Source organism: Variovorax sp. V15, from assembly GCF_041154425.1.
GTDB lineage: Bacteria > Pseudomonadota > Gammaproteobacteria > Burkholderiales > Burkholderiaceae_C > Variovorax > Variovorax guangxiensis.
Genome location: NZ_AP028659.1, coordinates 2,752,902 through 2,776,112, shown reverse-complemented (window position 1 = coordinate 2,776,112; position 23,211 = coordinate 2,752,902). Strand labels below are relative to the sequence as shown.

The window sequence follows — 23,211 nt, the reverse complement described above, 5'->3', positions numbered from 1 at the left end:
GCAACAACGACGACAACGAGACGCGGCAGGCCCCATGCGCATCCTCCTGGTGGAAGACGAACTGGACATGGCCTCCTGGCTGGTCCGCGCGCTCACCCAAAGCGGCTTCGTGCCCGACCACGCACCCGACGCCCGCACGGCCGAGGCCTTCATGGCCGGCACCGAGTACGACGCGGTGGTGCTCGACCTGCGCCTGCCCGACAAGCACGGCCTGAGCGTGCTGGCCGACATGCGTGCGGCGGACGACCGCACGCCGGTGCTGATCCTCACCGCGCAGGGTGCTCTGCAAGACCGGGTGCGCGGCCTGAACCTGGGCGCCGACGACTTCCTCACCAAGCCCTTCGAACTGGAAGAGCTGGAGGCGCGGCTCTCGGCGCTGGTGCGGCGCAGCCGCGGCAAGCAGCACCCGCGCCTGCAGTGCGCCTCGCTCTCCTACGACAGCCAGAGCCGCGCCTTCACGCTGCGCGGCACGCTGCTGTCGCTCACGCCGCGCGAGCAGGCCGCGCTCACCGCCTTGCTGCTGCGCAGCGGCTCGCCGGTGGGCAAGTCGCAGCTCTTCGCCAAGGTGTTCACCAACGACAGCACCGCCGGCCCCGATGCCATCGAGGTGGTGCTGCACCGGCTGCGGCGCAAGCTGGCCGACAGCGACGTGCGCATCGTCACCGTGCGCGGCCTGGGCTACATGCTGGAGAGCATTGCCGATGGAACCTCAGCCCCAGCCCGCAGCGAACTCCCCGGCGACGGCGGCTGAACAGCAGCCGCGGCCGCAGCGCTTCGGCATCCGCGCGCGCCTGCTCGCGCTGCTGCTGCCGGGCCTGGTGCTGCTGCTGGCGCTGGACAGCTGGAGCGACTACCGCGCGCTGACCGACTCGCTGGTCGTCGCCTACGACCAGAGCCTGCTGGAGCCCGTGCAGGCGCTGGCCAACGGCATCGTGGTGGCCAGCGACGGCAGCGTGCGCGTGCAGGAGCCCTTCTCGATCCAGGCGATGTTCGAGTCGACCCGGCTGCGCTACAAGTACCTGCACGTCGGAGTGCAGCGCATTCCCAAGAGCGGGACGCTGGATGTGAACTCGCCCGAGACCACGCTCATGGGCGTGCCCGGCCTGCCCCGCCCCGCGCACCGCCCGCCCGACGGCACGCCGGTGTTCTACGACGCGGTCTACCAGCAGCACCCGGTGCGCGTGGCCGCGCTGCGCCAGACTGTGTACGACAACGTCCATCCCGGCGAGGCCTACAGCGTGCTCATACAAGCGGCCGAGGGCACGGGCCCGCGCACCGAGGCGCAGGCCGAGACGCTGCGCCAGGAGTTCCTGCGCGACACGCGCATGGTGGTGGTGATGGCGCTGCTGGTGTGGCTGGGCGTGGCCTGGACGCTGCGCCCGCTGGAACGCCTGCGCCGCTCGCTGCGCGAGCGCCCGCGCGACGACCTCACGCCGCTGGACGCCAGCGGCGTGCCGCATGAAGTGGCGCCGCTGGTAGACGCGGTCAACCACCACATCGCGGGCCACCGGCGCATGGTGGCGGAGCAGTCGCAGTTCCTGGCCGACGCCTCGCACCAGCTGCGCACGCCGCTGAGCATCCTGTCGATCCAGGCCGGCTACGCGGTGCGCGAGACCGATCCGGCGCGCATGCGCGAATCGCTGCAGGCCATCGTCGTACAGCTCGCACGCACCCGCCGCCTGAGCGAGCAGCTGCTGGCGCTGGCCCATGCCACCGCGGGCGACGAAGCCGCGCCGGCGGGGGCTGCAGTGGCCGACCTCAACGCCATCGCGCGCGGCGTGGTGCTGCAATACCTGCCGCTGGCGCGCGAGAACGACCAGGACCTGGGCTGGGTCGACGCGCGCGGCGACATCGGCACGGACGATGCGGAAGGCAGCGATGAATCGAGCGACGACGACGAGGACGACACGCCCGTGCTCCCCGTCGCAGCCAATGCTGCGGAGTTGCACGAGGTGCTTGCCAACCTCGTGCACAACGCCATCAAGTACACGCCGCGCGGCGGCAACATCACCGTGACCGTGCGGCGCGATGCCACGCATGCGCTGGCCGAGGTGTGCGACAGCGGACCGGGCATCGCGCCCGAGCGGCGCGAGAGCGTGTTCGAGCGCTTCAACCGCGACAGCGCCACGGGCACCGCAGCGGCACAAGGCGCGGGCCTCGGCCTCACCATCGCGCGCGGCTATGCGCGGCGCAACGGCGGCGAGATCGAGCTCTCGAATGCCGACACGCCCGAGCGTCCCAACGGCGGCGGATTGCGCGCGACGCTGAGGCTGCCGCTGCACGCTTCGTGAGCCGCATCCACGCTCGTTTTTGCAAGGGTTTCACCGGATAGGCCGGTACGTGATTACACGTATTTTGCGGCCCGCAAGGCCGCGAGAGCCCCTGCCGAAAGGGGATTGAAAGTCTCGATTCCTAGACTGCGCTCCTTCCAGACGAAGGAGACTTATGCAGCACCAGCTCGGTGAAGATCCGGCCTCGCACGCGCCCCGGCCCGCTTCGAAATTCAAGAAAGACTACTACGGCGGCGCGCTGCTGATCGTCGTCGGCCTGGCCGCCGTGTATGCCGGTGTCGGCTACCGCGTCGGCGAGCTGGCGCACATGGGCCCGGGCTTCTTCCCCGTCGCGCTCGGCGCGCTGCTGGCACTCACGGGGCTGCTCATCGCGGTCTCCGCGCGCGGCGACAAATCGGCGGAAGGCGCGAGCGAGGAAGCGGCCTCGCACGGGCACCCGGGCGGCATGCCCGACCTGCGTGGCGGCATCTGCATCATCCTCGGCATCCTCGCCTTCCTGCTCTTCGGCGAGTACGGCGGCCTGCTGCCGGCGACCTTCGCGATCGTGTTCATCTCGGCGCTGGGCGACCGCGACAACACGCTGACCGAGGCGCTGCTGCTGTCGCTCGCGATGTGCTTCATCGCGGTGGTGGTGTTCTGGTGGGCTCTGAAGCTTCAGCTGCCCCTGTTCCAGTGGGGAGCCTGAAGCCATGATCGGTCAATCGCTCCACGACCTCTGGTACGGCTTCGGCGTCGCCTTCCAGGGCTCGAACCTGCTGTGGTCCTTCTTCGGCGTGCTGGTGGGCAACCTGATCGGCGTGCTGCCGGGCATGGGTGCGCTGCAGGCCATCTCGATCCTGCTGCCGCTCACCTACGTGATGCATCCGGTGCCCGCCATCCTGATGCTGGCCGGCATCTTCTACGGCTCGCAGTACGGCGGCGCCATCGGCGCCATCCTGATGAACATGCCCTCGCACCCGCCGCATGCGGTGACCTGTCTGGACGGATACCCGATGACCAAGCAGGGCAAGGGAGGCGTTGCGCTCGGGGTGACGATGATCGCCTCGTTCTTCGCGGCCTCGGTCGGCATCATCGTGATGATCTTCGCCTCGCCGCTCTTGGTGCAGATCGCGTTCAAGTTCGGCCCGACCGAGATCTTCTCGATCATGCTGCTGGGCCTGCTCGCCGGTTCCACCATGTCGCGCGGCTCGCCGCTCAAGGGCGTGGCGATGACGCTCTTCGGCCTGCTGTGCGGCGTGGTCGGCACCGACGTGAACAGCGGCAGCTTCCGCTTCGCCTTCGGCCTGCCCGAGCTGAGCGACGGCCTGGAGCTGGTGGCGATCTCGATGGGCCTGTTCGGCGTGGCCGACTTCCTGCTCAACGTGAACCGCATGAAGGCCATCGGCGACACCGGCACGCTCAAGCTCAGCGACATGCGTCCGAGCCGGGAAGAGCTCAAGCGCGCCTTCCCCGCGATGATCCGCGGCACGCTGGTGGGCACGGTGTTCGGCGCGATGCCCGGCACGGGCCCGACCATCACCACCTTCATCGCCTACGCGCTGGAGCGAAAGGTGTCGAAGACGCCGAACAGGTTCGGCACCGGCATGATCGAGGGCGTGGCCGGCCCGGAGGCCTCGGCCCACTCGAAGACGCAGGTCGACTTCATCCCCACGATGAGCCTTGGCATTCCGGGCGACGCGGTGATGGCGCTGATCCTGGGCGCGCTGCTGATCCAGGGCATCCAGCCCGGCCCGCAGCTCATCACCGAGCATCCGGACATCTTCTGGGGCCTGATCGCCTCGTTCTGGATCGGCAACGTGATCCTCGTGATCCTGAACGTGCCGATGATCGGCGTGTGGGTGAAGCTGCTGAAGGTGCCCTACAAGTACCTGTTCCCGGCCGCGATGTTCTTCATTGCCACGGGCGTGTACAGCACGCAGAACAGCCTCTTCCAGATCTGGGAAGTGCTGGTGTTCGGCATCGTCGGCGCGGTGCTGATGACGCTGGAGTTCTCGGTCGCACCGATCCTGCTGGGCTTCGTGCTCGGGCCGATGGTGGAGGAGAACTTCCGCCGCGCCCTGCTGCTCTCGCGCGGCGACATGTCGGTGTTCGTGACGCGGCCGATCAGCGCCACCTTCATCGGCCTGTGCACGCTGCTGCTGCTGGGCGTGAGCTACTCCGCATGGCGCGGCCGCGGCAGCCGCAAGGCCGTGCTCGAGCTGCCGAAGACACCCGAGGGCGCACCGCCTGCAGAGAGCCTGACGATCGGCGGCAAATAACCGGCCCCGACCGCCTCGGCAAGAAGACGAAAGGCCCGCATCGCGGGCCTTTTCTTTGTTCTTTGCCGTTACCGCCGCATGCTGGAGGCTCAGACCGGCGTGGTGCCCGTGTCGGGCTCGCGCACGCCGAAGGGCTTTCCGGGCAGCGGGATGAACTCGGTCTCGCCGGGCACGTGGCCCATGCGCTGCGCCGCCCAGTCGGCGCCGGCTTCGAGGATGCGCTCGCGGCGGCTGGAGACGAAGTTCCAGGTGATGTAGCGCGGGCCATCGAGCGGCTCGCCGCCGATCACCACGAGGCGCACGGCGGCATCGGCCGTGAGCACGCCGCCCTGCCCGTTCGGCAGCACGGCCATGGTGTGGACCGCGACCGGCTCGCCGTTCACCGCAAGGTCGGCATCGACCGCGTAGACGGCCAGCTCGGGCGCCAGCGGGGGCAGCTCGAAGCGTCCGCCCGCGGGCAGCGCGATGTCGAGGTACACGGTCTGCGAATGCGTCTTCACCGGCGAGCGCGCGCCGAAGGCCTCGCCCACCAGCACGCGCACCGCCGCGCCCTGCTCCACCAGCTCGGGAATCGCGTCGGCAGGCGTGTGCTCGAAGCTGGGCTCGATTTCCTCATGCGCCTGCGGCAGCGCGGCCCACAGCTGCAGGCCGTGGTTCACGTAGGTGTCGGCCTTCAGGCGCTCGGGCTTGCGCTCGGAGTGCACGATGCCGCGGCCGGCGGTCATCCAGTTGATGGCGCCGGGCAGGATCTCCTGCACGCTGCCCAGGCTGTCGCGATGCATCATCGCGCCCTTGAAGAGATAGGTGACCGTGGACAGCCCGATGTGCGGATGCGGCCGCACGTCGTGCTCGCTGCCCGGCTGCTCGGTGGCCGGACCGAAATGGTCGAAGAACACGAAAGGCCCGACCGAGCGCTGCTGCGCCGCGGGCAGCAGGCGCCTGACCTGGAAGCCGCCTCCGAGGTCCTTGTCGTGCGGCTTGAGCAGTCGGGTTTCGGGGGCGGTGTCGGTCATCGTGGGTTCTCCTTGGGGTCCGGTTACTTGCGGGATCTTGCCACTTCACCCACGCGCTCGCCGAATGCGCGGGCCGTGTCGAAATCGCCCTTGGACATCTCGGCGGGACTGGCATCCGACGGCGACTGCGTCAGCAGGCCGCCGTAGCCGCCCACGTAGTTCATCGCGTCGCGCGTGGCGGCCTTGCTGTTGCTCGGCAGGATGCCCATGCTGACCCAGATGCCGCTGTGCTGCATCGCGAGCGTCCACAGGTAGGTCATGGTCGTGACCTTGTCGCCGTTCATGGTGGCGCTGTTGGTGAAGCCGGCGAAGAGCTTGTCCTTCCAGCCCTGCGTGTACCAGACCTTCGAAGAGGCGTCGGCGAACTTCTTGAACTGCCAGCTCACGCCGCCCATGTAGGTCGGCGAGCCGAAGATGATCGCGTCGGCCGCGGCCAGCAGCTCCCAGCCGCCGTCGGGCAGGTTGCCGTCCGCGTCGATGGCCAGCAGCTGCGCGCCCGCGCCGTCGGCCACGGCCTGCGCCACGCGCTGTGTGTGGCCGTAGCCGGAATGGAAGACGACGACGATGTTTGCCATGTGATGGTGCTCCTGTCGGTGATGGTGATGTCGCGATCAGCGCTTGTCGATGCTGAAGCGGCCGGGGCCGAAGGCGGCCAGAGCCAACAGGCCGCCGGCGATCGCGATGTTCTTGTTGAAGTTGATCTGCTGCATCATTTTCATGGCCTCGGGCGCCGACCAGTACTTGTGGAAGAACAGCGCAGTCGCCACGGTGAAGATCGCCATCACGATCGCGGTCCAGCGGGTCTTGAAGCCCAGCAGCAGCGCGATGCCCAGGCCCAGCTCCACGATGATCGCGATCGCCGCCGCCACCTCGGGCATCGGCAGGCCTGCGGAGGTGATGTAGCCGACGGTACCGCCGAAGCCCATCAGCTTGCCGATGCCGGCGGGAATGAACAGGTAGGCGATAAGGATGCGGCCGACGAGGGCCAGAGTGTCTTGTGCGGGATTCGGTGCGGTGTTTGCGGTTGCCATGGTTGAAAGCTCCTCGGTTCGGTTGGATTGGATAGAAAGAGAAATGAAAAAAGCCGGGCGGCCAGCGCCCGGCAAGGGGGAGAAAGATCAGGCGGCCAGGTCGAACACCAGCACTTCGGCGTCCTTGCCCGCGCCCAGCGTCACCTGCGATTCGCCTTCGAGCATCGCGGCATCGCCGCCTGAGAGCTTCTGGCCGTTCACCTCGAGCTCGCCGCGCACCAGGTGCACATAGCTCTTGCGCTTCGGGTCGAGCGCGAGGCTGGCCTTTTCATCGCCGTCGAAGAGGCCGGCATACAGGCTCGCGTCGGCGTTCACCTTCACCGAGCCTTCGCTGCCCTCGGGCGAAGCCACCAGGCGCAGCTTGCCTCGCTTCTCGGCGTCGCTGAACTTCTTCTGCTCGTAGCCGGGCTCGACGCCGCGCTCCTTCGGCAGGATCCAGATCTGCAGGAAGTGCGTGGTCTGGTCGGCCTTGTGGTTGAACTCGCTGTGCATCACGCCGCGGCCCGCGCTCATGCGCTGGACGTCGCCGGGAGGAATGCTCTCCACGTTGCCCATGCTGTCCTTGTGCGCCAGCTCGCCCGAAAGCACGTAGCTGATGATCTCCATGTCCTTGTGGCCGTGGGTGCCGAAGCCGGCGCCCGCCGCCACGCGGTCTTCGTTGATCACGCGCAGGTTGCCGAAGCCCATGTGGGCCGGGTCGTAGTAGTTGGCAAAGGAAAAGCTGTGGAACGAGCGCAGCCAGCCGTGATCGGCGTAACCGCGTTCCTGGGATTTACGGACTTGCAACATCGTCGGACTCCTTCTGCCCTGCCCCGTCGGGGTGCTCGGGCTTCTTTCGTATGCCGCGCCGGATGCGCAGCGGATGTGAAGAATTTTGGGCCGCCGCCCCCTTCGGAAAGGCGCCGCGGTTTGATGGCACCATTCAAATATTTTGATCAATGGAGCCGCCATGCCCAGCCCCAGAGACGTGCTGACCCCCGACTCCCTCGCCATGCTCCAGACCGTGGCCGCCACCGGCAGCTTCGCCGCCGCCGCCCGGGCGCTGAACCTGGTGCCCAGCGCCCTGAGCTACCGGGTGCGCCAGATCGAGGACGCGCTCGACGTGCTGCTGTTCGACCGCAGCGCCCGCCAGGCCCGCCTGACCGAAGCCGGCGCCGAGCTGCTGCGCGAGGCCGAGCGGCTGCTGGGCGAGATCGACGCGGTGGCCAATCGCGTCAAGCGCGTGGCCACCGGCTGGGAGCCGATGCTGACCATCGCGGTCGACAGCGTGATCGCGCGCGACCCGCTGCTCGACCTGGCTACCGCCTTCTTCGCGCTGGAGCCGCCCACGCGGCTGAAGCTGCGCGACGAGACGCTGATGGGCACCATCGAGGCGCTGACCACCGGCGAGGCCGACCTCGCCATCGGCGCGGTGCTCGACGCCGCGAGCCTGGCCTTCACCACCACCGGCATCCGCAGCCGGCCGATCGGCGAGCTGAGCTTCGTCTACGCGGTGGCGCCGCACCATCCGCTGGCGCGCGCCACGCAGCCGCTGAGCGACGCGGTGATGCGGCAGCACCGGGCGGTGGCGGCGGCCGACTCGGCCCGCCAGGCGCCGGGCCTCACGGTGCACCTCGTGGGCGGGCAGGACGTGCTCACCGTGCCGAGCATGCAGGCCAAGATCGCGGCGCAGTTGCACGGGCTGGGCGGCGGCTTCCTGCCCGAGCCGATGGCGCGGCCGTACATCGAGGCGGGGCATCTGGTCGAGCTGAAGACGGAGCGCAAGCCGCCGCTGGGCTCGCTGCACTGTGCGTGGCGGGTGCGCAGCGCCGGCAAGCCGGGGCGCGCGCTCGAATGGTGGCTGGCACAGTTCGAGCACGAGGGCACGCGGCGCGCGCTGCTCGAACGGCACAGGGGCCGATAGAACTCGATGAAGGAGCCGATCAGTATTGCCGAGGATCGCTCGCCGCCGCTAAGGGTGTGCCCTCAGGCGGAGCGCCTGCCGGACCGATGTAGAGTGCAGACACATCCATCCGCATTCCATCCAGAAGAAGAGAGTCCGTCATGAGCACTCGCGTAACTGCAAAGAAGCCGGCCAAGGCCGCCGCCGACCGTCACCGAACCCCAGCCGGCCCGGGCCAGCCGCGCTCCCCCCGCCATTTCGCCGTTGTCGGCGCCGGCATTGCCGGGGTGGCCTGCGCGAGAACGCTGGTGCAGGCCGGCCACAAGGTCACGCTGTTCGAACGCAGCGACGCCGCCGGCGGGCGCATGGCGAGCGTGGACACCGCCTTCGGCCGCTTCGACAGCGGCGCCCAGTATTTCACCGTGCGCGACCCGCGCTTTGCCCTGGCGCTGGAGAACGCCCCCGGCGTGTGCAAGCGCTGGAGCGCCAACCTCGTGCGCGTGCTCGACGCGCACGGCCGCGTGGCCGAGGCCGCGCTGCCTTCCCTCGAGCCGCACTGGGTGGCCCAGCCCGGCATGGATTCGCTGGTGGCCCGCTGGGCCGCGCCGCTGGGCGAGAGCCTGGTCACCGGCACGCGCGTCACGCAGATCGAGCCAGATGCGCTCGATGCGAAGCGCTGGCAACTGCGCACCTCCGGCGCCGACGATTCGCAGCACGTGTATTCGGGCTTCGACGCCGTGCTGCTGGCCGTGCCGCCGGCCGGCGCCCGCGCCCTGCTGGGCGACGGCGGCAAGCTGTCGGCCACGCTGGCCCGCAGGATCGAACCCGTGACCATCGCGCCCTGCTGGACGCTGATGATCGCCTACCCCCAGGCCAACCAGCCCGACATGTCGCACCTCGGCCCGCAGTGGAACGCGGCGCGCAGCACGCACCACCGCGTGGCCTGGCTGGCGCGCGAATCGTCCAAGCCCGGACGCGAGCCCATCGAACGCTGGACGCTGCAGGCCAGCGCGGCCTGGTCGCAGGAGCACCTGCGCGACGCGCCCTCGCGCGTGGAGGCCAAGCTGCTGCGCGCCTTCGCCGAGATCACCGGCATCCATGCCACGCCCGCGCACGCCCAGGCCATCTGCTGGAATGAAGCGCAGACGCAGGTGCCCGTGGGCACCGCCCACCTGTGGGACGCCAAGGCCCGCATCGGTATCGCGGGCGACTGGTGCACCGGCCACCGCGTGGAAGACGCCTTCCTCTCGGGCCTGTCGCTCGCGCTGGACGTGCTCTGAGGCAACGCCACAGGGAGATGAGAGAGACCGGCCGCTTCGCGCCCTCGCCCACCGGCCCGCTGCACGCGGGCTCGCTGGTGGCCGCGCTCGCGAGCTGGCTCGACGTGCGCGCACGCGGCCCGCAGGCGCGCTGGCTGGTGCGCATCGAGGACGCCGACACCGAGCGCTGCCTGCCCGGCATGGGCGAGCACATCCTCCAGCAGTTGGCCGAATGCGCCCTGCTGCCCGACGAGCCCCCTGTGTGGCAGACGCGGCGCACCGACCGCTACGAGGCCGCGCTGGAGCGGCTCAAGGCGCGCGGCCTGGCCTACCCCTGCGGCTGCTCGCGCAAGGACATCAACGAGGCGCTCGCCCGGCTCGGCCAGCGGCATGAGCGCCACGGCGAGCGCGTGTACCCCGGCACCTGCCGCGACGGGCTGCACGGCAAGCCCGCGCGCGCCTGGCGCTTCGCCACCGAGAAGTTCGAGGCCGACCTTCCGCCCACGCCCGGTGTGTCCTGGGAAGAAAAGGAAGAAGACGGCCACGACGCAGGCACCTGCGGCGAACTCTGCTTCACCGACCGCCGCCTCGGCCGCCAGTGCCAGAACGTGAGCCGCGAGGTCGGCGACTTCGTGCTGCGCCGCGCCGACGGCCCCTGGGCCTACCAGCTCGCGGTGGTGGTCGACGACGCCGAACAGGGCGTGACCGACGTGGTGCGCGGCGAGGACCTCACCGACAACACCGCGCGCCAGATCCTGCTGCAGCGCGCGCTGGGCTTTCCCACGCCTACCTACCTGCACACGCCGCTGGTGCGCGGCGCCGACGGCGACAAGCTCTCCAAGCAGAACGGCGCCACCTCCATCGACACCGGCTCGCCGGCGGCCGCGCTGGCGGCGCTCGATTCGGCGGCGCGGGTGCTGGGCCTGGGCCCCGCCACGGCCTCGGATTGCCCGGCGGCGCTGGCCGGCTGGGTGCCCGAATGGCGCGCTCTCTACAATTCGCGGCCGTGATGAATCTTTCCGATACCGTGTCCAACGAACTCCCGCCCGGCAATGACGAGGGCACCGACGACGGTGCCAGCGACGGCACCGGCAAGCCCCATCCGCTGCACCGCCGCCTCAAGAGCTTCGTCAAGCGCGGCGGCCGCACCACCGAAGGCCAAGCGCGCGCCTTCTCCGAGCTGGGGCCGCTTTACCTCGTGCCCTACAAGCCCGAGCCGCTCGACCTGACCGCCGCCTTCGGCCGCGCCGGCCCGACGGTGCTGGAAATCGGCTTCGGCATGGGCGAGGCCACCGCGCACATCGCGACGGTGCTGCCCGACACCAATTTTTTCTGCTGCGAGGTGCACGAGCCCGGCGTGGGCGCGCTGCTCAAGCGCATCGGCGAGCAATCCCTGTCAAATATCCGCATCTGCGCGCACGACGCGGTCGACGTGCTCGACCACATGCTGCAGCCCGGCACGCTGGCCGGCGTGCACGTGTTCTTCCCGGACCCGTGGCACAAGAAGCGCCACAACAAGCGCCGGCTGATCCAGCCCGGGTTCGTGACCAAGCTCGCGCAGCACCTGCGCCCCGGCGGCTACATCCACTGCGCCACCGACTGGCAGCCCTACGCCGAGCAGATGCTCGAAGTGCTGTCGGGCGAGCCGCTGCTGCGCAACACCGCCGAGGGCTATGCGCCCAAGCCCGAGTACCGCCCGCTGACCAAGTTCGAGAACCGCGGCATCAAGCTGGGCCACGGGGTGTGGGACCTGGTGTTCGAGCGGACCGCCTGAGCTGCCGGGTTGAGCCTGCCGTTGCGGCATGGCACGATCCCGCGGATGACCAGCAGCAGCAACAAGACCGACGCCGAGCAACTGCACCTGCGCGACCTCGCCCGGCTGCGCCGCGTTCGTGACCGCATCGACCGCGAATACGCGCAGCCGCTGGACGTCGAGGCTCTCGCCTTCGGCGTGCACATGTCGGCGGGCCACCTGAGCCGCCAGTTCAAGCTCGCGTACGGCGAGGCTCCCTACTCCTATTTGATGACCCGGCGCATCGAGCGCGCGATGGCGCTGCTGCGCCGGGGCGACCTCAGCGTCACCGAGGTCTGCTTCGAGGTCGGCTGCTCGTCGCTGGGCACCTTCAGCACCCGCTTCACCGAGCTGGTGGGCATGTCGCCCAGCGCCTACAAGCGCGATGCCGCGCAGCAGACCGAGGGCATGCCGTCCTGCGTGGCGAAGCAGGTCACGCGACCGATCAGGAATCGAGAAGCGCCGGCCGCACAGTCGCACCTAGACTGAGCGCTCCTCAAAACAACCGACCGGAGCGATCACGATGAACATCAGCATCCACGCGAGTTTCCTGCCGCACAACGACCCCGAGGCGTCGCTCGCCTTCTACCGCGACCTGCTCGGCTTCGAGGTCCGCAACGACGTGGGATACGGCGGCATGCGCTGGATCACCGTCGGCCCCAAGGGCCAGCCCGCAGTCTCCATCGTGCTCGCGCCGCCGGCAGCCTACCCCGGCATCACCGACGAGGAGCGCCGCACCATCGCCGAGATGATGGCCAAGGGCACCTACGCCGCCATCCTGCTGGCCACGCCCGATCTCGAAGGCACCTTCGCGAAGCTGCAGGCCAGCGACACCGAGATCGTCCAGGAGCCGACCGACCAGCCCTACGGCGTGCGCGACTGCGCGGTGCGCGACCCCGCGGGCAGCCTGATCCGCATCCAGCAGCAGGGCTGAGGCGCAGAGGCGAACCGATGAGCACGAAGGCCGCGAAGAAAACGTCCCCCAAAAAGACCGCGAAAACGACCACGAAAGCGGCACCGTCCACGCAGCACGCCGCAGACAGCCACGACATGATCCGCGTGCACGGCGCGCGCGAGAACAACCTGAAGGACATCAGCATCGAGATACCGAAGCGCAGGCTGACGGTGTTCACCGGCGTCTCGGGTTCGGGCAAGAGCTCGCTGGTGTTCGGCACCATCGCGGCCGAGTCGCAGCGGCTCATCAACGAGACCTACAGCGCCTTCGTGCAGGGCTTCATGCCCACGCTGGCGCGGCCGGAGGTCGACGTGCTCGACGGGCTGACCACCGCGATCATCGTCGACCAGCAGCGCCTGGGCGCCGACCCGCGCTCCACCGTGGGCACGGTCACCGACGCCAACGCGATGCTGCGCATTCTCTTCAGCCGCCTGGGCAAGCCGCACATCGGGCCGCCGGGCGCCTTCGCCTTCAACGTGCCTTCGGTCAGCGCGGCTGGCGCCATCACCGTGGAGCGCGGCTCGAAGACGAAGACGGTGAAGGAGACCTTCAACCGCATCGGCGGCATGTGCCCGCGCTGCGAGGGGCGCGGCGCAGTCACCGACTTCGACCTTGCCGAGCTCTACGACGATGGCAAGTCGCTCAACGAAGGCGCGCTCAAGATTCCCGGCTACAGCATGGAAGGCTGGTACGGGCGCATCTTCCGGGGCTGCGGCTTCTTCGACGCCGACAAGCCGATCCGCAGGTTCACGAAGAACGAGCTGCACGACCTGCTCTACAAGGAGCCCACCAGGATCAAGGTGGACGGCGTCAACCTCACCTTCGCGGGGCTGATCCCGACGATCCAGAAGTCGTTTCTCTCGAAGGACGTGGAGGCGATGCAGCCGCACGTGCGCGCCTTCGTGGAGCGCGTGGTGACCTTTTCCACCTGCCCCGAATGCGAGGGCACGCGGCTCGCCGCGCCGGCGCGCTCCTCGAAGATCAAGGGCGTCAACATCGCCGACGCCTGCGCGATGCAGATCAGCGATCTCGCCGCGTGGGTGCGCGGCCTGAAGGAGCCCTCGGTGGCGCCGCTGCTGGAGGCGCTGTCGGCCAGCCTCGATTCCTTCGTGGAGATCGGCCTGGGCTACCTCTCGCTCGACCGCCCCTCGGGCACGCTGTCGGGCGGCGAGGCGCAGCGCACGAAGATGATCCGCCACCTCGGCTCCTCGCTCACCGACGTGACCTACGTGTTCGACGAGCCCACCACCGGCCTGCATCCGCACGACATACAGCGCATGAACGAGCTGCTGCTGCGGCTGCGCGACAAGGGCAACACGGTGCTGGTGGTCGAGCACAAGCCGGAGGTCATCGCCATCGCCGACCACGTCGTCGACCTCGGGCCGGGCGCGGGCTCGGCCGGCGGCAGCGTGTGCTTCGAGGGCAGCGTCGAGGGGCTGCGCGGCAGCGGCACGGTCACGGGCCGGCACCTGGACGACCGCGCGACGCTGAAGAAGAAGGTTCGCGAGCCGACCGGCAAGCTCGAGATACGCGGCGCGGCCACGCACAACCTGCGCAAGGTGAACGTCGACATTCCGCTCGGCGTACTCGCTGTGGTCACCGGCGTGGCAGGCTCCGGCAAGAGCTCGCTGGTGCATGGCTCGATCCCGGCCGGCGCGGGCGTGGTGAGCATCGACCAGAGTGCGATCCGCGGCTCGCGGCGCAGCAACCCGGCCACCTACACCGGGCTGCTCGACCCGATCCGCAACGCCTTCGCCAAGGCCAACGGCGTGAAGCCGGCGCTCTTCAGCGCCAATTCCGAAGGCGCCTGCCCCACCTGCAACGGCGCGGGCGTGATCTACACCGACCTCGCAATGATGGCCGGCGTGGCCACCCCCTGCGAGGAGTGCGGCGGCAAGCGATTCCAGGCCTCGGTGCTGGAGTACCGCTTCGGCGGGCGCGACATCGCCGAGGTGCTGGCGATGCCGGTGGACGAGGCCCTCGCCTTCTTCGGCGAAGGCAAGGCGCGCACGCCGGCCGCGCAGGCCATCCTGCAGCGGCTGGCCGACGTGGGGCTAGGCTACCTGCGGCTCGGGCAGCCGCTCACCACGCTCTCGGGCGGCGAGCGGCAGCGGCTGAAGCTGGCCACGCAGATGGCCGAGAAGGGCGACATCTACGTGCTCGACGAGCCCACCGCCGGCCTGCACCTGGCCGACGTGGCGCAGCTGCTGGGCCTGCTCGACAGGCTGGTGGATTCGGGCAAGTCGGTCATCGTGGTCGAGCACCACCAGGCCGTGATGGCGCATGCCGACTGGCTCATCGACCTCGGCCCCGGCGCGGGACACGAGGGCGGGCGGGTCGTGTTCGAGGGCACGCCCGCGGACCTCGTCGCCAGGCGCGCCACGCTCACCGGCAAGCACCTCGCCAGCTACGTCAAGGGAGGCTGATCCAAAACCCTCCTCCTCGTCAGCCCGCCTTCCACCCTGGCCCCGATATTGCTACACTTTTTTACTAATGTGAAAGAAGGTGTCCAATGAACACGTCACGCAGGGAATGGTTGGGCAAGGCAGGCGCGCTGATGCTGGGTAGCGGCATTGGCATGGTCCATCCCGTCATGGCGCAGACGGCGCGGACGGGGGCGGCGGCAGCCGGGGCACGCGTCGTGCTGCTGGGGCAGTCGGTGCCGCTGACGGGCAGCGCCTCCGAGATCGGCAATGCCTTCGCCGCCGGCAGCCGCCTCGCGGTGAGCGCCTTCAACGACCGCAACGCGGCCAGCGGCCTGCAGCTCAAGCTGCTGCAGCTCGACGACGGCTACGACGCGGCGCGCGCGGCAGCCAACGCGCGCACCCTTCTGACCAACGACAAGGCCGACATGCTCTTCGGCTTCGTCGGCACGGCCAGCAGCGAGGCCGGCGCCAACGTCGCCACGCAGCAGGGCAGCCTGCTGTTCGCGCCATTCGCGGCTTCCGACACGCTGCGCGGCGCGGAGCACCAGAACGTGTTCCATGTACGCCCCGGCATGATCGACGAGGCCCTGAAGATCGTGAAGCAATGCGCCACCGTCGGGCAGACGCGCGTGGCGCTGGTGGGCGACGACGACGCCATGGGCCGCGCAGGCCTGGCGGCCGTGGAGCAGGCCATCAGTGAACTCAAGCTCACGCCGCTGGTCGCGACCGCGCTGGTGCCCGCCAACGGCGACAAGCTCGACGCGGCGCTGAAGGAAGTGCAGAAGCAGTCGCCGCAGGCCATCGTGCTGGTGTCGCTCTCGGGCACCACGGCCAACGCCATCCGCAAGCTGCGCAAGAGCGGCTACGCGGGCAGCTTCATGGCCTTCTCCATCGTCGGCATCGACCCGCTCTACGCCGCGCTCGGCAAGGACATTGGCGGCATCGTGATCTCGCAGGTGGTGCCCTCGCCGCGGCCCTCGGCCATTCCGATCGTCAAGGAGTACCTCGCGGCCGTCGACAACTCCGACCAGACCGCCTCGTACGAGGGCCTGGAAGGCTTCATCGCGGCCAAGGCCGCCGGCGAGGCGGTGAAGCGAGCCGGCCGGGGCTTCAACACGGCCGCCCTCATGCGCGTGATGTCGGGCATGACCGACTACGACGTCGGTGGCTTTCGCATCAACCTGCGCCCGGGCCTGCGCGACAGCGTGCGCAACATCGACCTGATCAGCATCTCGGCCGACGGCCGGGTGCTGAGGTAGCCGGCCGCCTGCCCTCCTAGCCGGTGCTCACGAGCGCGCGCAGCGCGTCGAGCGAACGCAGTTCGATGCGCCCGTAGCCCAGCGAGAGCACACCCTCGGACGCCAGCGCGTTGAGCTCCTTCGACAGGGTCTGGCGCGTCACGCCGAGCATCATGGCCAGTGCCTCCTGCGGCAGCTGCAGCTCGTGGCGCAGCTGCACCGACTGCGTGGCATCGCCGCGCGCAAGCACCAGCAGCCGGTGCGCCACGCGGGCACGCAGGCTGCGCAGCGTGGCATCCTCCGCGAGGCCGTAGAGCATGCGCACGCGCGCCGCCAGCATCGCGGCGATGGCATTGGAGAACACCACGTCGCGCATCAGCACCGCGAAGGCCGCGGGCGGCACCACCAGCAGGTCGAGCGCCTCCAGCGCGGTGGCGTCGTGGGTGCGCGGCGAGCCGTCGATCAGCGTGATCTCGCCGAACCAGTTGCCCGGCTCCAGCACCGCGAGGATGGCCTCGCGCCCGTCCTGGCGCAGCGACGAGACCTTGATGGTGCCCGCCACCAGCCCGTAGAAGCCGCCATCCGTGGCGTGGACGGGATCGCCCTGGCGGAACACCATCGCGCCGCGCCGCACATGATGCAGTTCGGCCGCGCCCACCAGCGCCTCGCGCTGCGCGCGCGGCATGCTCAGGAACCACGGGTTGCCTTCCAGCGCGGCGCGGTGGGCGGCGGAAAGGCGCGGTTTCGCAGAAGCAGCCATGACTGGGGAATGACGGTGGAACGGGGGTTTACCAGAACCCCGCATTGTCAAATTCTTGACAGTTCATGGTCAAGCGCAGGCATACAGTGACCAGCTCCCCACAGGACACAAGAACGGAGACTCCGGCGATGAACGCACGCGCAAGTTTCAAGAGCATGCAGGAAAGCACGCGCGAAGACTGGCAGCTGATCGGTGGCGAATTCATGCAGTTCGCGGGCGGCCTGCCCGCACGCGTGATCAGGCACCTGCAGATCCTCGAAGGCGACTACGGCGGCTTCCCGGTCGACCGCTACACCCACTCGCTGCAGACCGCCACCCGCGCGCTGCGCGACGGCCGCGACGAGGAATACGTGGTGTGCGCGCTGCTGCACGACATCGGCGACACGCTCGGCAGCTTCAACCACCCCGACATCGCCGCGGCCATCCTCAAGCCCTTCGTGAGCGAGGCCAACCACTGGATGGTGCAGAACCACGGCATCTTCCAGGGCCACTATTTCTTCCACCACATCGGCCTGGACCGCGACATGCGCGACAACTTCAAGGGCCATCCGCACTACGAGCGCACGGCCGAGTTCTGCGCGCTCTACGACAACCCCGCCTTCGACCCCAGGGCCGAGACGCTGCCCATCAGCGAGTTCGAACCCATGCTGCGCCGCGTGATGGCGCAGCCGAAGCAGAGCATCTACAAATCGGCGCTGCAGCCTGCTGCAGAGGCCGCCTGAAGCCCGACAGCCGAACGCAGAAGGAAGACAAAAGCTACGCAGAAGTCGCAGAGAAAACCAGAAACCATTTCCTGTTTTCCTTCTGCGACTTCTGCGTAACCTTCGCGACCTCTGCGTTCGGCTGCCCGCTTTCTCCTCCCTCAAAAGGACACCCCAACATGAACGCCTTCGCCCAACCCGAAATCCAGAAGCTGGTCTCCGCCGAGGAGTGGCAGCTTCGCGTCGACCTTGCCGCCTGCTACCGCCTCGTGGCGCTGCACGGCTGGAGCGACCTGGTCTTCACGCACATCAGCGCGCGCATTCCCGGCCCCGAACACCACTTCCTGATCAACCCCTACGGCCTGATGTTCGACGAGATCACCGCGTCGAGCCTGGTGAAGGTCGACCAGCAGTGCAACAAGGTCATCGACTCGCCCTACCCGGTGAACCCGGCGGGCTTCGTGATCCACAGCGCGGTGCATGCGGCGCGGGAAGACATCCAGTGCGTGCTGCACACCCACACCCGCGCCGGCATCGCGGTGAGCGCGCAGAAGAACGGCGTGCTGCCCATCAGCCAGCAGTCGACCTTCGTGCTGGCCTCTCTGGCCTATCACGACTACGAGGGCGTGGCCTTCCGCGACGACGAGAAGCCGCGCCTGCAGGCCGACATGGGCAGCGCCAACTTCCTCATGCTGCGCAACCACGGCCTGCTGACCTGCGGCAAGACCATTGCCGACGCCTTTCTTTCGATGTACACCTTCGAGGCCACCTGCCAGATCCAGATCGCGGCGCAATCGGGCGGCGGTGAACTCACGCACGTGGACCCGCGCATCGTGGAAGGCGTGGGCCAGGCCATGAAGGTGCAGACCGGCGGCCTGGGCGGGCAGTTCGTCTGGCCGTCGCTGATCCGCAAGCTCGACCGCATCGACGACAGCTACAAGCAATAAGAGCTTCGTCGCTCCCGGTTTCCACGGCTGCCAGCGCCTGCGCGACAGGTGCCGGCGGCCATTTTTTTGTTCATCGCTCGCACCACGACAACTACAAGAAAAGCAAGAGCCAACGAGGAGACAAACCCCATGGACAGTACCGTCATCGTCACCCGCTTCCTGTTCGGCGCGCTCGCGCTGGTCATGTTCGGGCTCGGCCTCTCGCTTTCGCCCGCCGACTTCAAGCGGCTCTTCAAGCACCCAAAGGCCGTTGCCATAGCGCTCGCGCTGCAGGTGATCGGCCTGCCGCTGGCCTGCTACGCGATCATCGTGGGCTTCGGCCTGCCGCCGGTGTTCGCGGTCGGGCTGATGCTGCTGGCGGCCTCGCCGGGCGGCATCTCGGCCAACCTGTTCTCGCACCTGTTCGGCGGCAACGTGGCGATGAACATCTCGCTCACGGCCGTGAACACGCTGCTTTCCATCGTCACGCTGCCGCTCATCGCGAACTGGGCCATCGGCCATTTCGCGCAGGGCGGCCAGGTGGTGCCGCTGCAGACGCGCAAGCTGGTGGAAGTCATCGCCATCGTGCTGGTACCGGTGGCGCTCGGCATGTTCGTCGCCTCGCGCCGGCCCGGCTTCGCCGCGCGCATGGAAAAGCCCACCAAGATCTTCAGCGGCGTGGTGCTGGCGGTGGTGACGGTGCTGGCCATCGCCAACGAGTGGAAGACCATCACGACCACCTTCGCGCAGATCGGCGTGCCGGTGCTGCTGTTCAACCTGCTGAGCCTGCTGGCGGGCTACTACCTCAGCCGCGCCGCCGGGCTCGACAAGCCGCTGGCCACCGCCATCAGCTACGAGATCGGCATCCACAACTCCACGCTGGCGATCTTCATCGCGGTGAGCGTGCTGGGCAGCTTCCAGCTGGCGCTGCCGGCGGCCATCTACTCGGTGGTGATGTACATCACCGCCCCGCTCTTCGGATGGCTGCTGCTGCGCCGCCCGGCGCCGGCCACCGCGCCTGCGCGATGATCGGCGCATGGAACTCCGGCAACTGCGCTACTTCGTCAAGGTCTGCGAGCTTTGCAGCATGGGCCGCGCCGCGGTCGAACTGGGCGTCGTCACCTCGGCGCTGAGCCAGCAGATCAGCCGGCTCGAGGGCGAGCTGGCCACCCGGCTGCTGAGGCGCAGCTCCAGCGGCGTGGTGCCCACCGACGCGGGCGTGGCCTTCCTGCACCAGGCCCAGCTGGTGCTTCGCCATGCCGACGACGCGGTGCTCGCGGCGCAGCAGGCGCGGCTGTCGGGCCACGTGAGCGTGGGCCTCGCCCCCACCACCGCCACGGTGCTCGGCGTGCCGCTGATGCGAGCCATGCGAGAGCGCTACCCCGACGTACGCCTGCACATGGTCGAAGCGCTCTCGGGCCATCTCACCAGCATGCTGCAGGCCAGGCAGCTCGACCTTGCCGTGCTGTTCCAGACCGACACGCCACGGCGCTGGAGCGTGGCGCCGCTCCTGGCCGAGAAGCTCTTCGTCATCGCATCGCCCGCGCTGGCGCAGCGCCCGACCGGGGCCCGCGTGCGGCTCGCGCAGCTGGCCGGGCTGCCGCTGATCCTGCCCAGCGGCAGCCACGGCCTGCGCGCCACGCTGATGGCCGCCTTCGCGCGGGCACGCATTGCGCCGAACATCGTGGCCGAGGTCGACGGTCTCGCGCTGCTGATGGACGCGGTGCGCGCCGGCCACGGCGCCACCATCCAGCCCGGCGCGGCCACCGCGCGGCACGACCGTGACGACCTTCAGCTCACCCAGATCGCCGACGCCCACGTGGGCCGCCGCAACCTGCTCGTGAGCCTGTCGGACGACGAACTCTCCCCCGCCGCGCTGGCCACCCGCGTGGTAGTGGCCGACACGGCACGCGCACTGGTGCGCGAGGGCCGCTGGGCCGGCGCCAGTCTTCTCGAAACGTGAACACCCGTTGCCCGATCCGGCCTTTCGCGTGAAGGCCTGCGTGCCTAGAGTCTCCCGGTTCCCACGGAGACCCACGATTGACGGATGTTCTTGTTGTTGGCGGCGGCAACGCCGCGCTGTGCGCCGCGCTCATGGCACGCGAGGCTGGCGCATCGGTGCTGCTGCTCGAAGCCTCGCCCAAGGCCTGGCGCGGCGGCAATTCGCAGCACACGCGCAACCTGCGCTGCATGCACGATGCGCCGCAGGACGTGCTGGTCGATGCCTACCCTGAAGAGGAGTACTGGCAGGACCTGCTGAAGGTGACCGGCGGCCTCACCGACGAGCGCCTCGCGCGCCTGGTGATCCGCGCCTCGTCGAACTGCCGCGACTGGATGCGCAGCCACGGCGTGCACTTCCAGCCGCCGCTGTCGGGCGCGCTGCACGTGGCGCGCACCAACGCCTTCTTCATGGGTGGCGGCAAGGCGCTGGTGAACGCCTATTTCCGCAGCGCCGAAAGGCTCGGCGTGCGCATCCGCTACGACACGCCCGTGGCCTCGGTGGAGCTCGACGGCGACCGCTTCGTGGCCGTGCGCACCGAAGCCGGCGAACGCATCGAAGCGAAGAGCTGCGTGCTGGCAGCCGGCGGCTTCGAATCGAACCGCGAATGGCTGCGCGAAGCGTGGGGGCAGAACGAGCGCGGCGAGTGGCCGGCCGACAACTTCCTGATCCGCGGCACGCGCTTCAACCAGGGCGTGCTGCTCAGGCACATGATCGAGGCGGGCGCCGACAGCATCGGCGATCCGTCGCAAGGCCACATGGTGGCCATCGACGCGCGCGCGCCGCTGTACGACGGCGGCATCTGCACGCGCATCGACTGCGTGTCGCTGGGCGTGGTGGTCAACCGCGAAGCCAGGCGCTTCTACGACGAGGGCGAGGACTTCTGGCCCAAGCGCTACGCCATCTGGGGCCGGCTGGTGGCGCAGCAGCCTGGGCAGATCGCGTGGTCGGTCATCGACCAGAAGGCGGTCGGGCGCTTCATGCCGCCGGTGTTTCCCGGCACGCAGGCCGCCACGCTCGGCGAGCTGGCGCGCAGGATCGGCCTGGACGAAACCACCTTCGTGCGCACCGTGGAGGACTACAACGCCGCCTGCCGCGTCGGCCGCTTCGACCACACGGCACTGGACGACTGCCACACCGAAGGCCTGGCCCCAGCCAAGACGCATTGGGCGCGCCCTATCGACACGGCGCCCTTCCATGCCTATCCGCTGCGACCCGGCATCACCTTCACCTACCTGGGCCTGAAGGTGGACGAAACCGCGGCTGTCCGCTTCGGCGGCAGGCCCAGCCCCAACCTCTTCGTGGCCGGCGAGATGATGGCCGGCAACGTGCTCGGCAAAGGCTACACGGCGGGCGTCGGCATGAGCATCGGAACGGCCTTCGGCCGCATCGCGGGCACGCAGGCGGCGAAAGCCGCGCGGGCCTCCACGAAGAACGACAAGGAGGCCGCGCTTGCAGCAGCTCACTGACCTCGTCGCGCGCGCACGGGCCGATGCCGAGGGCACGCCCGCGCAGAGTGTGATTCCCATCGCGCCCGCGCTGCCGCTGACCGCCGGTGAAGGCGAAGTCGCGCGCATCCTGCAGATCTGCAACGCCTGCCGCTATTGCGAAGGCTTCTGCGCCGTGTTCCCGGCCATGACGCGCCGGCTCGACTTCGGCAACAAGGCCGACACGCACTACCTCGCCAACCTCTGCCACAACTGCGGCGCCTGCCTGCATGCCTGCCAGTACGCGCCACCGCACGAGTTCGCGGTGAACGTGCCGCGGGCCATGGCGCAGGTCCGCATGCAAACGTACAGCGACTACGCATGGCCGCGCGCCATGGGCATGCTGTACCGCAGGGCGGGCCTCACGGTAGCGCTCGCGCTGGCTGGCGGGCTGGCGCTCTTCCTGGTGCTGGCGGTGGCGCTCTCGGGCTCGCTGCTGCACGAGCCGATGGCGGGCAACTTCTACGCGATCTTTCCGCACAACCTGCTCGCGCTGGTGTTCGGCGCGGTGTTCCTCTTCGTGATGCTCGCGCTGGCCATGGGCGTGCGGCGCTTCTGGCACGAGGTGTCGCCGGCGAACGACTCGCAGAACGCGCCCGACCTGCCCGGCGTGCGCGGCCCCGCCGGCGCCGAAGCAGCGCGCGACGCGCTACGCCTGAAGTACCTCGACGGCGGCCACGGCGAAGGTTGCAACAACGAGAGCGACCGCTTCACCCTGTGGCGCAGGCGCTTCCATCACTTCACCTTCTACGGCTTCATGCTGTGCTTCGCATCGACCTGCGTGGCGACGCTCTATCACTACCTGCTCGGCCTGCATGCGCCCTATGCGCTCACCAGCCTGCCGGTGCTGCTGGGCACGGCCGGCGGCATCGGCCTGCTGATCGGGCCGGCCGGCCTGCTGTGGCTGAACCTGCGGCGCGACCCGGCGCATGGCGACACCGCGCAGCGCCCGATGGACCGGGGCTTCATCGCCCTGCTGCTGCTCACCAGCCTCACCGGCCTCGCGCTGCTGGCCTGGCGCGACACCCGCTTCATGGCGCTGCTGCTGGCGGTGCACCTGGGCGTGGTGATGGCGCTGTTCCTCACGCTGCCCTACGGCAAGTTCGCGCACGGCGTCTTCCGCTGCGCCGCCCTGCTGAAGTTCGCCATCGAGAAACGCCTGCCCGGCCGCCTGCGCCTGGGCGCCGACTGAA

The 23,211-nt window shown here is 69.1% G+C and carries 23 protein-coding genes; 18 read left to right on the top strand and 5 right to left on the bottom strand.

Translation table 11 applies throughout. From position 1 onward, the window contains the following. Nucleotides 1–34: 34 nt before the first annotated feature. The 4 genes from ACAM57_RS13040 (at nt 35) to ACAM57_RS13025 (ending at nt 4,549) form a co-directional block, all read left to right on the top strand. Complete coding sequence (locus ACAM57_RS13040; RefSeq protein WP_369661938.1) at nt 35–751, top strand: response regulator; 717 nt, start codon at nt 35–37, stop codon at nt 749–751. Beyond that, entirely contained in the window at nt 702–2,291 is a 1,590-nt protein-coding gene (locus ACAM57_RS13035; protein ID WP_369661937.1) for a sensor histidine kinase, read from the top strand. Before ACAM57_RS13040 ends, ACAM57_RS13035 begins: the two co-directional genes overlap by 50 nt. Before the next feature lie 154 nt (nt 2,292–2,445). Continuing rightward, nucleotides 2,446–2,976, top strand: a complete 531-nt coding sequence (locus ACAM57_RS13030) for a tripartite tricarboxylate transporter TctB family protein (protein ID WP_184637286.1) — start codon at nt 2,446–2,448, stop codon at nt 2,974–2,976. Between the two features lie 4 nt (nt 2,977–2,980). Then, nucleotides 2,981–4,549, top strand: a complete 1,569-nt coding sequence (locus ACAM57_RS13025; protein WP_184637284.1) for a tripartite tricarboxylate transporter permease — start codon at nt 2,981–2,983, stop codon at nt 4,547–4,549. 89 nt (nt 4,550–4,638) lie between these two features. Here ACAM57_RS13025 and ACAM57_RS13020 read toward each other — a convergent pair whose 3' ends face one another. The 4 genes from ACAM57_RS13020 to ACAM57_RS13005 form a co-directional block, all read right to left on the bottom strand. After that, the gene (locus ACAM57_RS13020; protein ID WP_369661936.1) at nt 4,639–5,562 is read right to left on the bottom strand and encodes a pirin family protein; all 924 of its coding nucleotides are present in this window, start codon (nt 5,560–5,562) and stop codon (nt 4,639–4,641) included. A gap of 23 nt (nt 5,563–5,585) precedes the next feature. Next, nucleotides 5,586–6,137 (bottom strand): flavodoxin family protein, encoded by a 552-nt coding sequence (locus ACAM57_RS13015; RefSeq protein ID WP_184637280.1) that lies wholly within the window; start codon nt 6,135–6,137, stop codon nt 5,586–5,588. A gap of 36 nt (nt 6,138–6,173) precedes the next feature. Continuing rightward, entirely contained in the window at nt 6,174–6,593 is a 420-nt protein-coding gene (locus tag ACAM57_RS13010) for a DoxX family protein (RefSeq protein ID WP_184637278.1), read from the bottom strand. An 87-nt stretch (nt 6,594–6,680) separates the two neighbouring features. Beyond that, nucleotides 6,681–7,382 carry a pirin family protein gene (locus ACAM57_RS13005; protein WP_126023823.1) on the bottom strand — a complete coding sequence of 234 codons (702 nt, stop codon included), beginning with the start codon at nt 7,380–7,382 and terminating at the stop codon, nt 6,681–6,683. Nucleotides 7,383–7,542: 160 nt separating this feature from the next. Here ACAM57_RS13005 and ACAM57_RS13000 point away from each other — a divergent pair, with 160 nt between their 5' ends. From ACAM57_RS13000 to ACAM57_RS12965, 8 genes are all read left to right on the top strand, one after another. Next, a complete protein-coding gene (locus ACAM57_RS13000; RefSeq protein ID WP_126023822.1) occupies nt 7,543–8,496 on the top strand; it encodes a LysR substrate-binding domain-containing protein in 954 nt (317 codons plus the stop codon). Between the two features lie 140 nt (nt 8,497–8,636). Continuing rightward, nucleotides 8,637–9,755, top strand: a complete 1,119-nt coding sequence (locus tag ACAM57_RS12995) for an NAD(P)/FAD-dependent oxidoreductase (protein ID WP_369661935.1) — start codon at nt 8,637–8,639, stop codon at nt 9,753–9,755. Nucleotides 9,756–9,772: 17 nt separating this feature from the next. Next, complete coding sequence (gene gluQRS / locus ACAM57_RS12990) at nt 9,773–10,744, top strand: tRNA glutamyl-Q(34) synthetase GluQRS (protein ID WP_369661934.1); 972 nt, start codon at nt 9,773–9,775, stop codon at nt 10,742–10,744. Then, entirely contained in the window at nt 10,744–11,508 is a 765-nt protein-coding gene (gene trmB / locus ACAM57_RS12985) for a tRNA (guanosine(46)-N7)-methyltransferase TrmB (RefSeq protein WP_369661933.1), read from the top strand. The genes gluQRS and trmB overlap by 1 nt, the downstream gene beginning before the upstream one ends. Nucleotides 11,509–11,553: 45 nt before the next feature. Continuing rightward, nucleotides 11,554–12,015, top strand: coding sequence for a helix-turn-helix transcriptional regulator (locus ACAM57_RS12980; RefSeq protein ID WP_126022129.1), 462 nt, complete (start codon nt 11,554–11,556; stop codon nt 12,013–12,015). Nucleotides 12,016–12,049: 34 nt separating this feature from the next. After that, nucleotides 12,050–12,460 carry a VOC family protein gene (locus ACAM57_RS12975; RefSeq protein ID WP_126022128.1) on the top strand — a complete coding sequence of 137 codons (411 nt, stop codon included), beginning with the start codon at nt 12,050–12,052 and terminating at the stop codon, nt 12,458–12,460. Between the two features lie 17 nt (nt 12,461–12,477). Then, entirely contained in the window at nt 12,478–14,907 is a 2,430-nt protein-coding gene (locus tag ACAM57_RS12970; RefSeq protein ID WP_369661932.1) for an ATP-binding cassette domain-containing protein, read from the top strand. 86 nt (nt 14,908–14,993) lie between these two features. Then, nucleotides 14,994–16,166 carry an ABC transporter substrate-binding protein gene (locus ACAM57_RS12965; RefSeq protein ID WP_369661931.1) on the top strand — a complete coding sequence of 391 codons (1,173 nt, stop codon included), beginning with the start codon at nt 14,994–14,996 and terminating at the stop codon, nt 16,164–16,166. A gap of 16 nt (nt 16,167–16,182) precedes the next feature. Here the strand turns inward: ACAM57_RS12965 and ACAM57_RS12960 are convergent, their stop codons facing one another. Next, on the bottom strand, nt 16,183–16,905 hold the full coding sequence (locus ACAM57_RS12960; RefSeq protein WP_369661930.1) for a Crp/Fnr family transcriptional regulator: 723 nt from the start codon (nt 16,903–16,905) through the stop codon (nt 16,183–16,185). A gap of 128 nt (nt 16,906–17,033) precedes the next feature. Here ACAM57_RS12960 and ACAM57_RS12955 point away from each other — a divergent pair, with 128 nt between their 5' ends. The 6 genes from ACAM57_RS12955 (at nt 17,034) to tcuB (ending at nt 23,210) form a co-directional block, all read left to right on the top strand. After that, a complete protein-coding gene (locus ACAM57_RS12955) occupies nt 17,034–17,627 on the top strand; it encodes an HD domain-containing protein (protein ID WP_369661929.1) in 594 nt (197 codons plus the stop codon). A 158-nt stretch (nt 17,628–17,785) separates the two neighbouring features. Beyond that, the gene (locus tag ACAM57_RS12950) at nt 17,786–18,553 is read left to right on the top strand and encodes a class II aldolase/adducin family protein (protein ID WP_126022123.1); all 768 of its coding nucleotides are present in this window, start codon (nt 17,786–17,788) and stop codon (nt 18,551–18,553) included. Between the two features lie 129 nt (nt 18,554–18,682). Next, nucleotides 18,683–19,561 carry a bile acid:sodium symporter family protein gene (locus ACAM57_RS12945; RefSeq protein ID WP_369661928.1) on the top strand — a complete coding sequence of 293 codons (879 nt, stop codon included), beginning with the start codon at nt 18,683–18,685 and terminating at the stop codon, nt 19,559–19,561. Nucleotides 19,562–19,568: 7 nt separating this feature from the next. Then, complete coding sequence (locus ACAM57_RS12940) at nt 19,569–20,495, top strand: LysR substrate-binding domain-containing protein (protein WP_369661927.1); 927 nt, start codon at nt 19,569–19,571, stop codon at nt 20,493–20,495. 77 nt (nt 20,496–20,572) lie between these two features. After that, complete coding sequence (gene tcuA, locus ACAM57_RS12935; RefSeq protein WP_369661926.1) at nt 20,573–22,000, top strand: FAD-dependent tricarballylate dehydrogenase TcuA; 1,428 nt, start codon at nt 20,573–20,575, stop codon at nt 21,998–22,000. Next, nucleotides 21,984–23,210 carry a tricarballylate utilization 4Fe-4S protein TcuB gene (gene tcuB / locus ACAM57_RS12930; RefSeq protein WP_369661925.1) on the top strand — a complete coding sequence of 409 codons (1,227 nt, stop codon included), beginning with the start codon at nt 21,984–21,986 and terminating at the stop codon, nt 23,208–23,210. Before tcuA ends, tcuB begins: the two co-directional genes overlap by 17 nt. Nucleotide 23,211 lies beyond the last annotated feature (1 nt).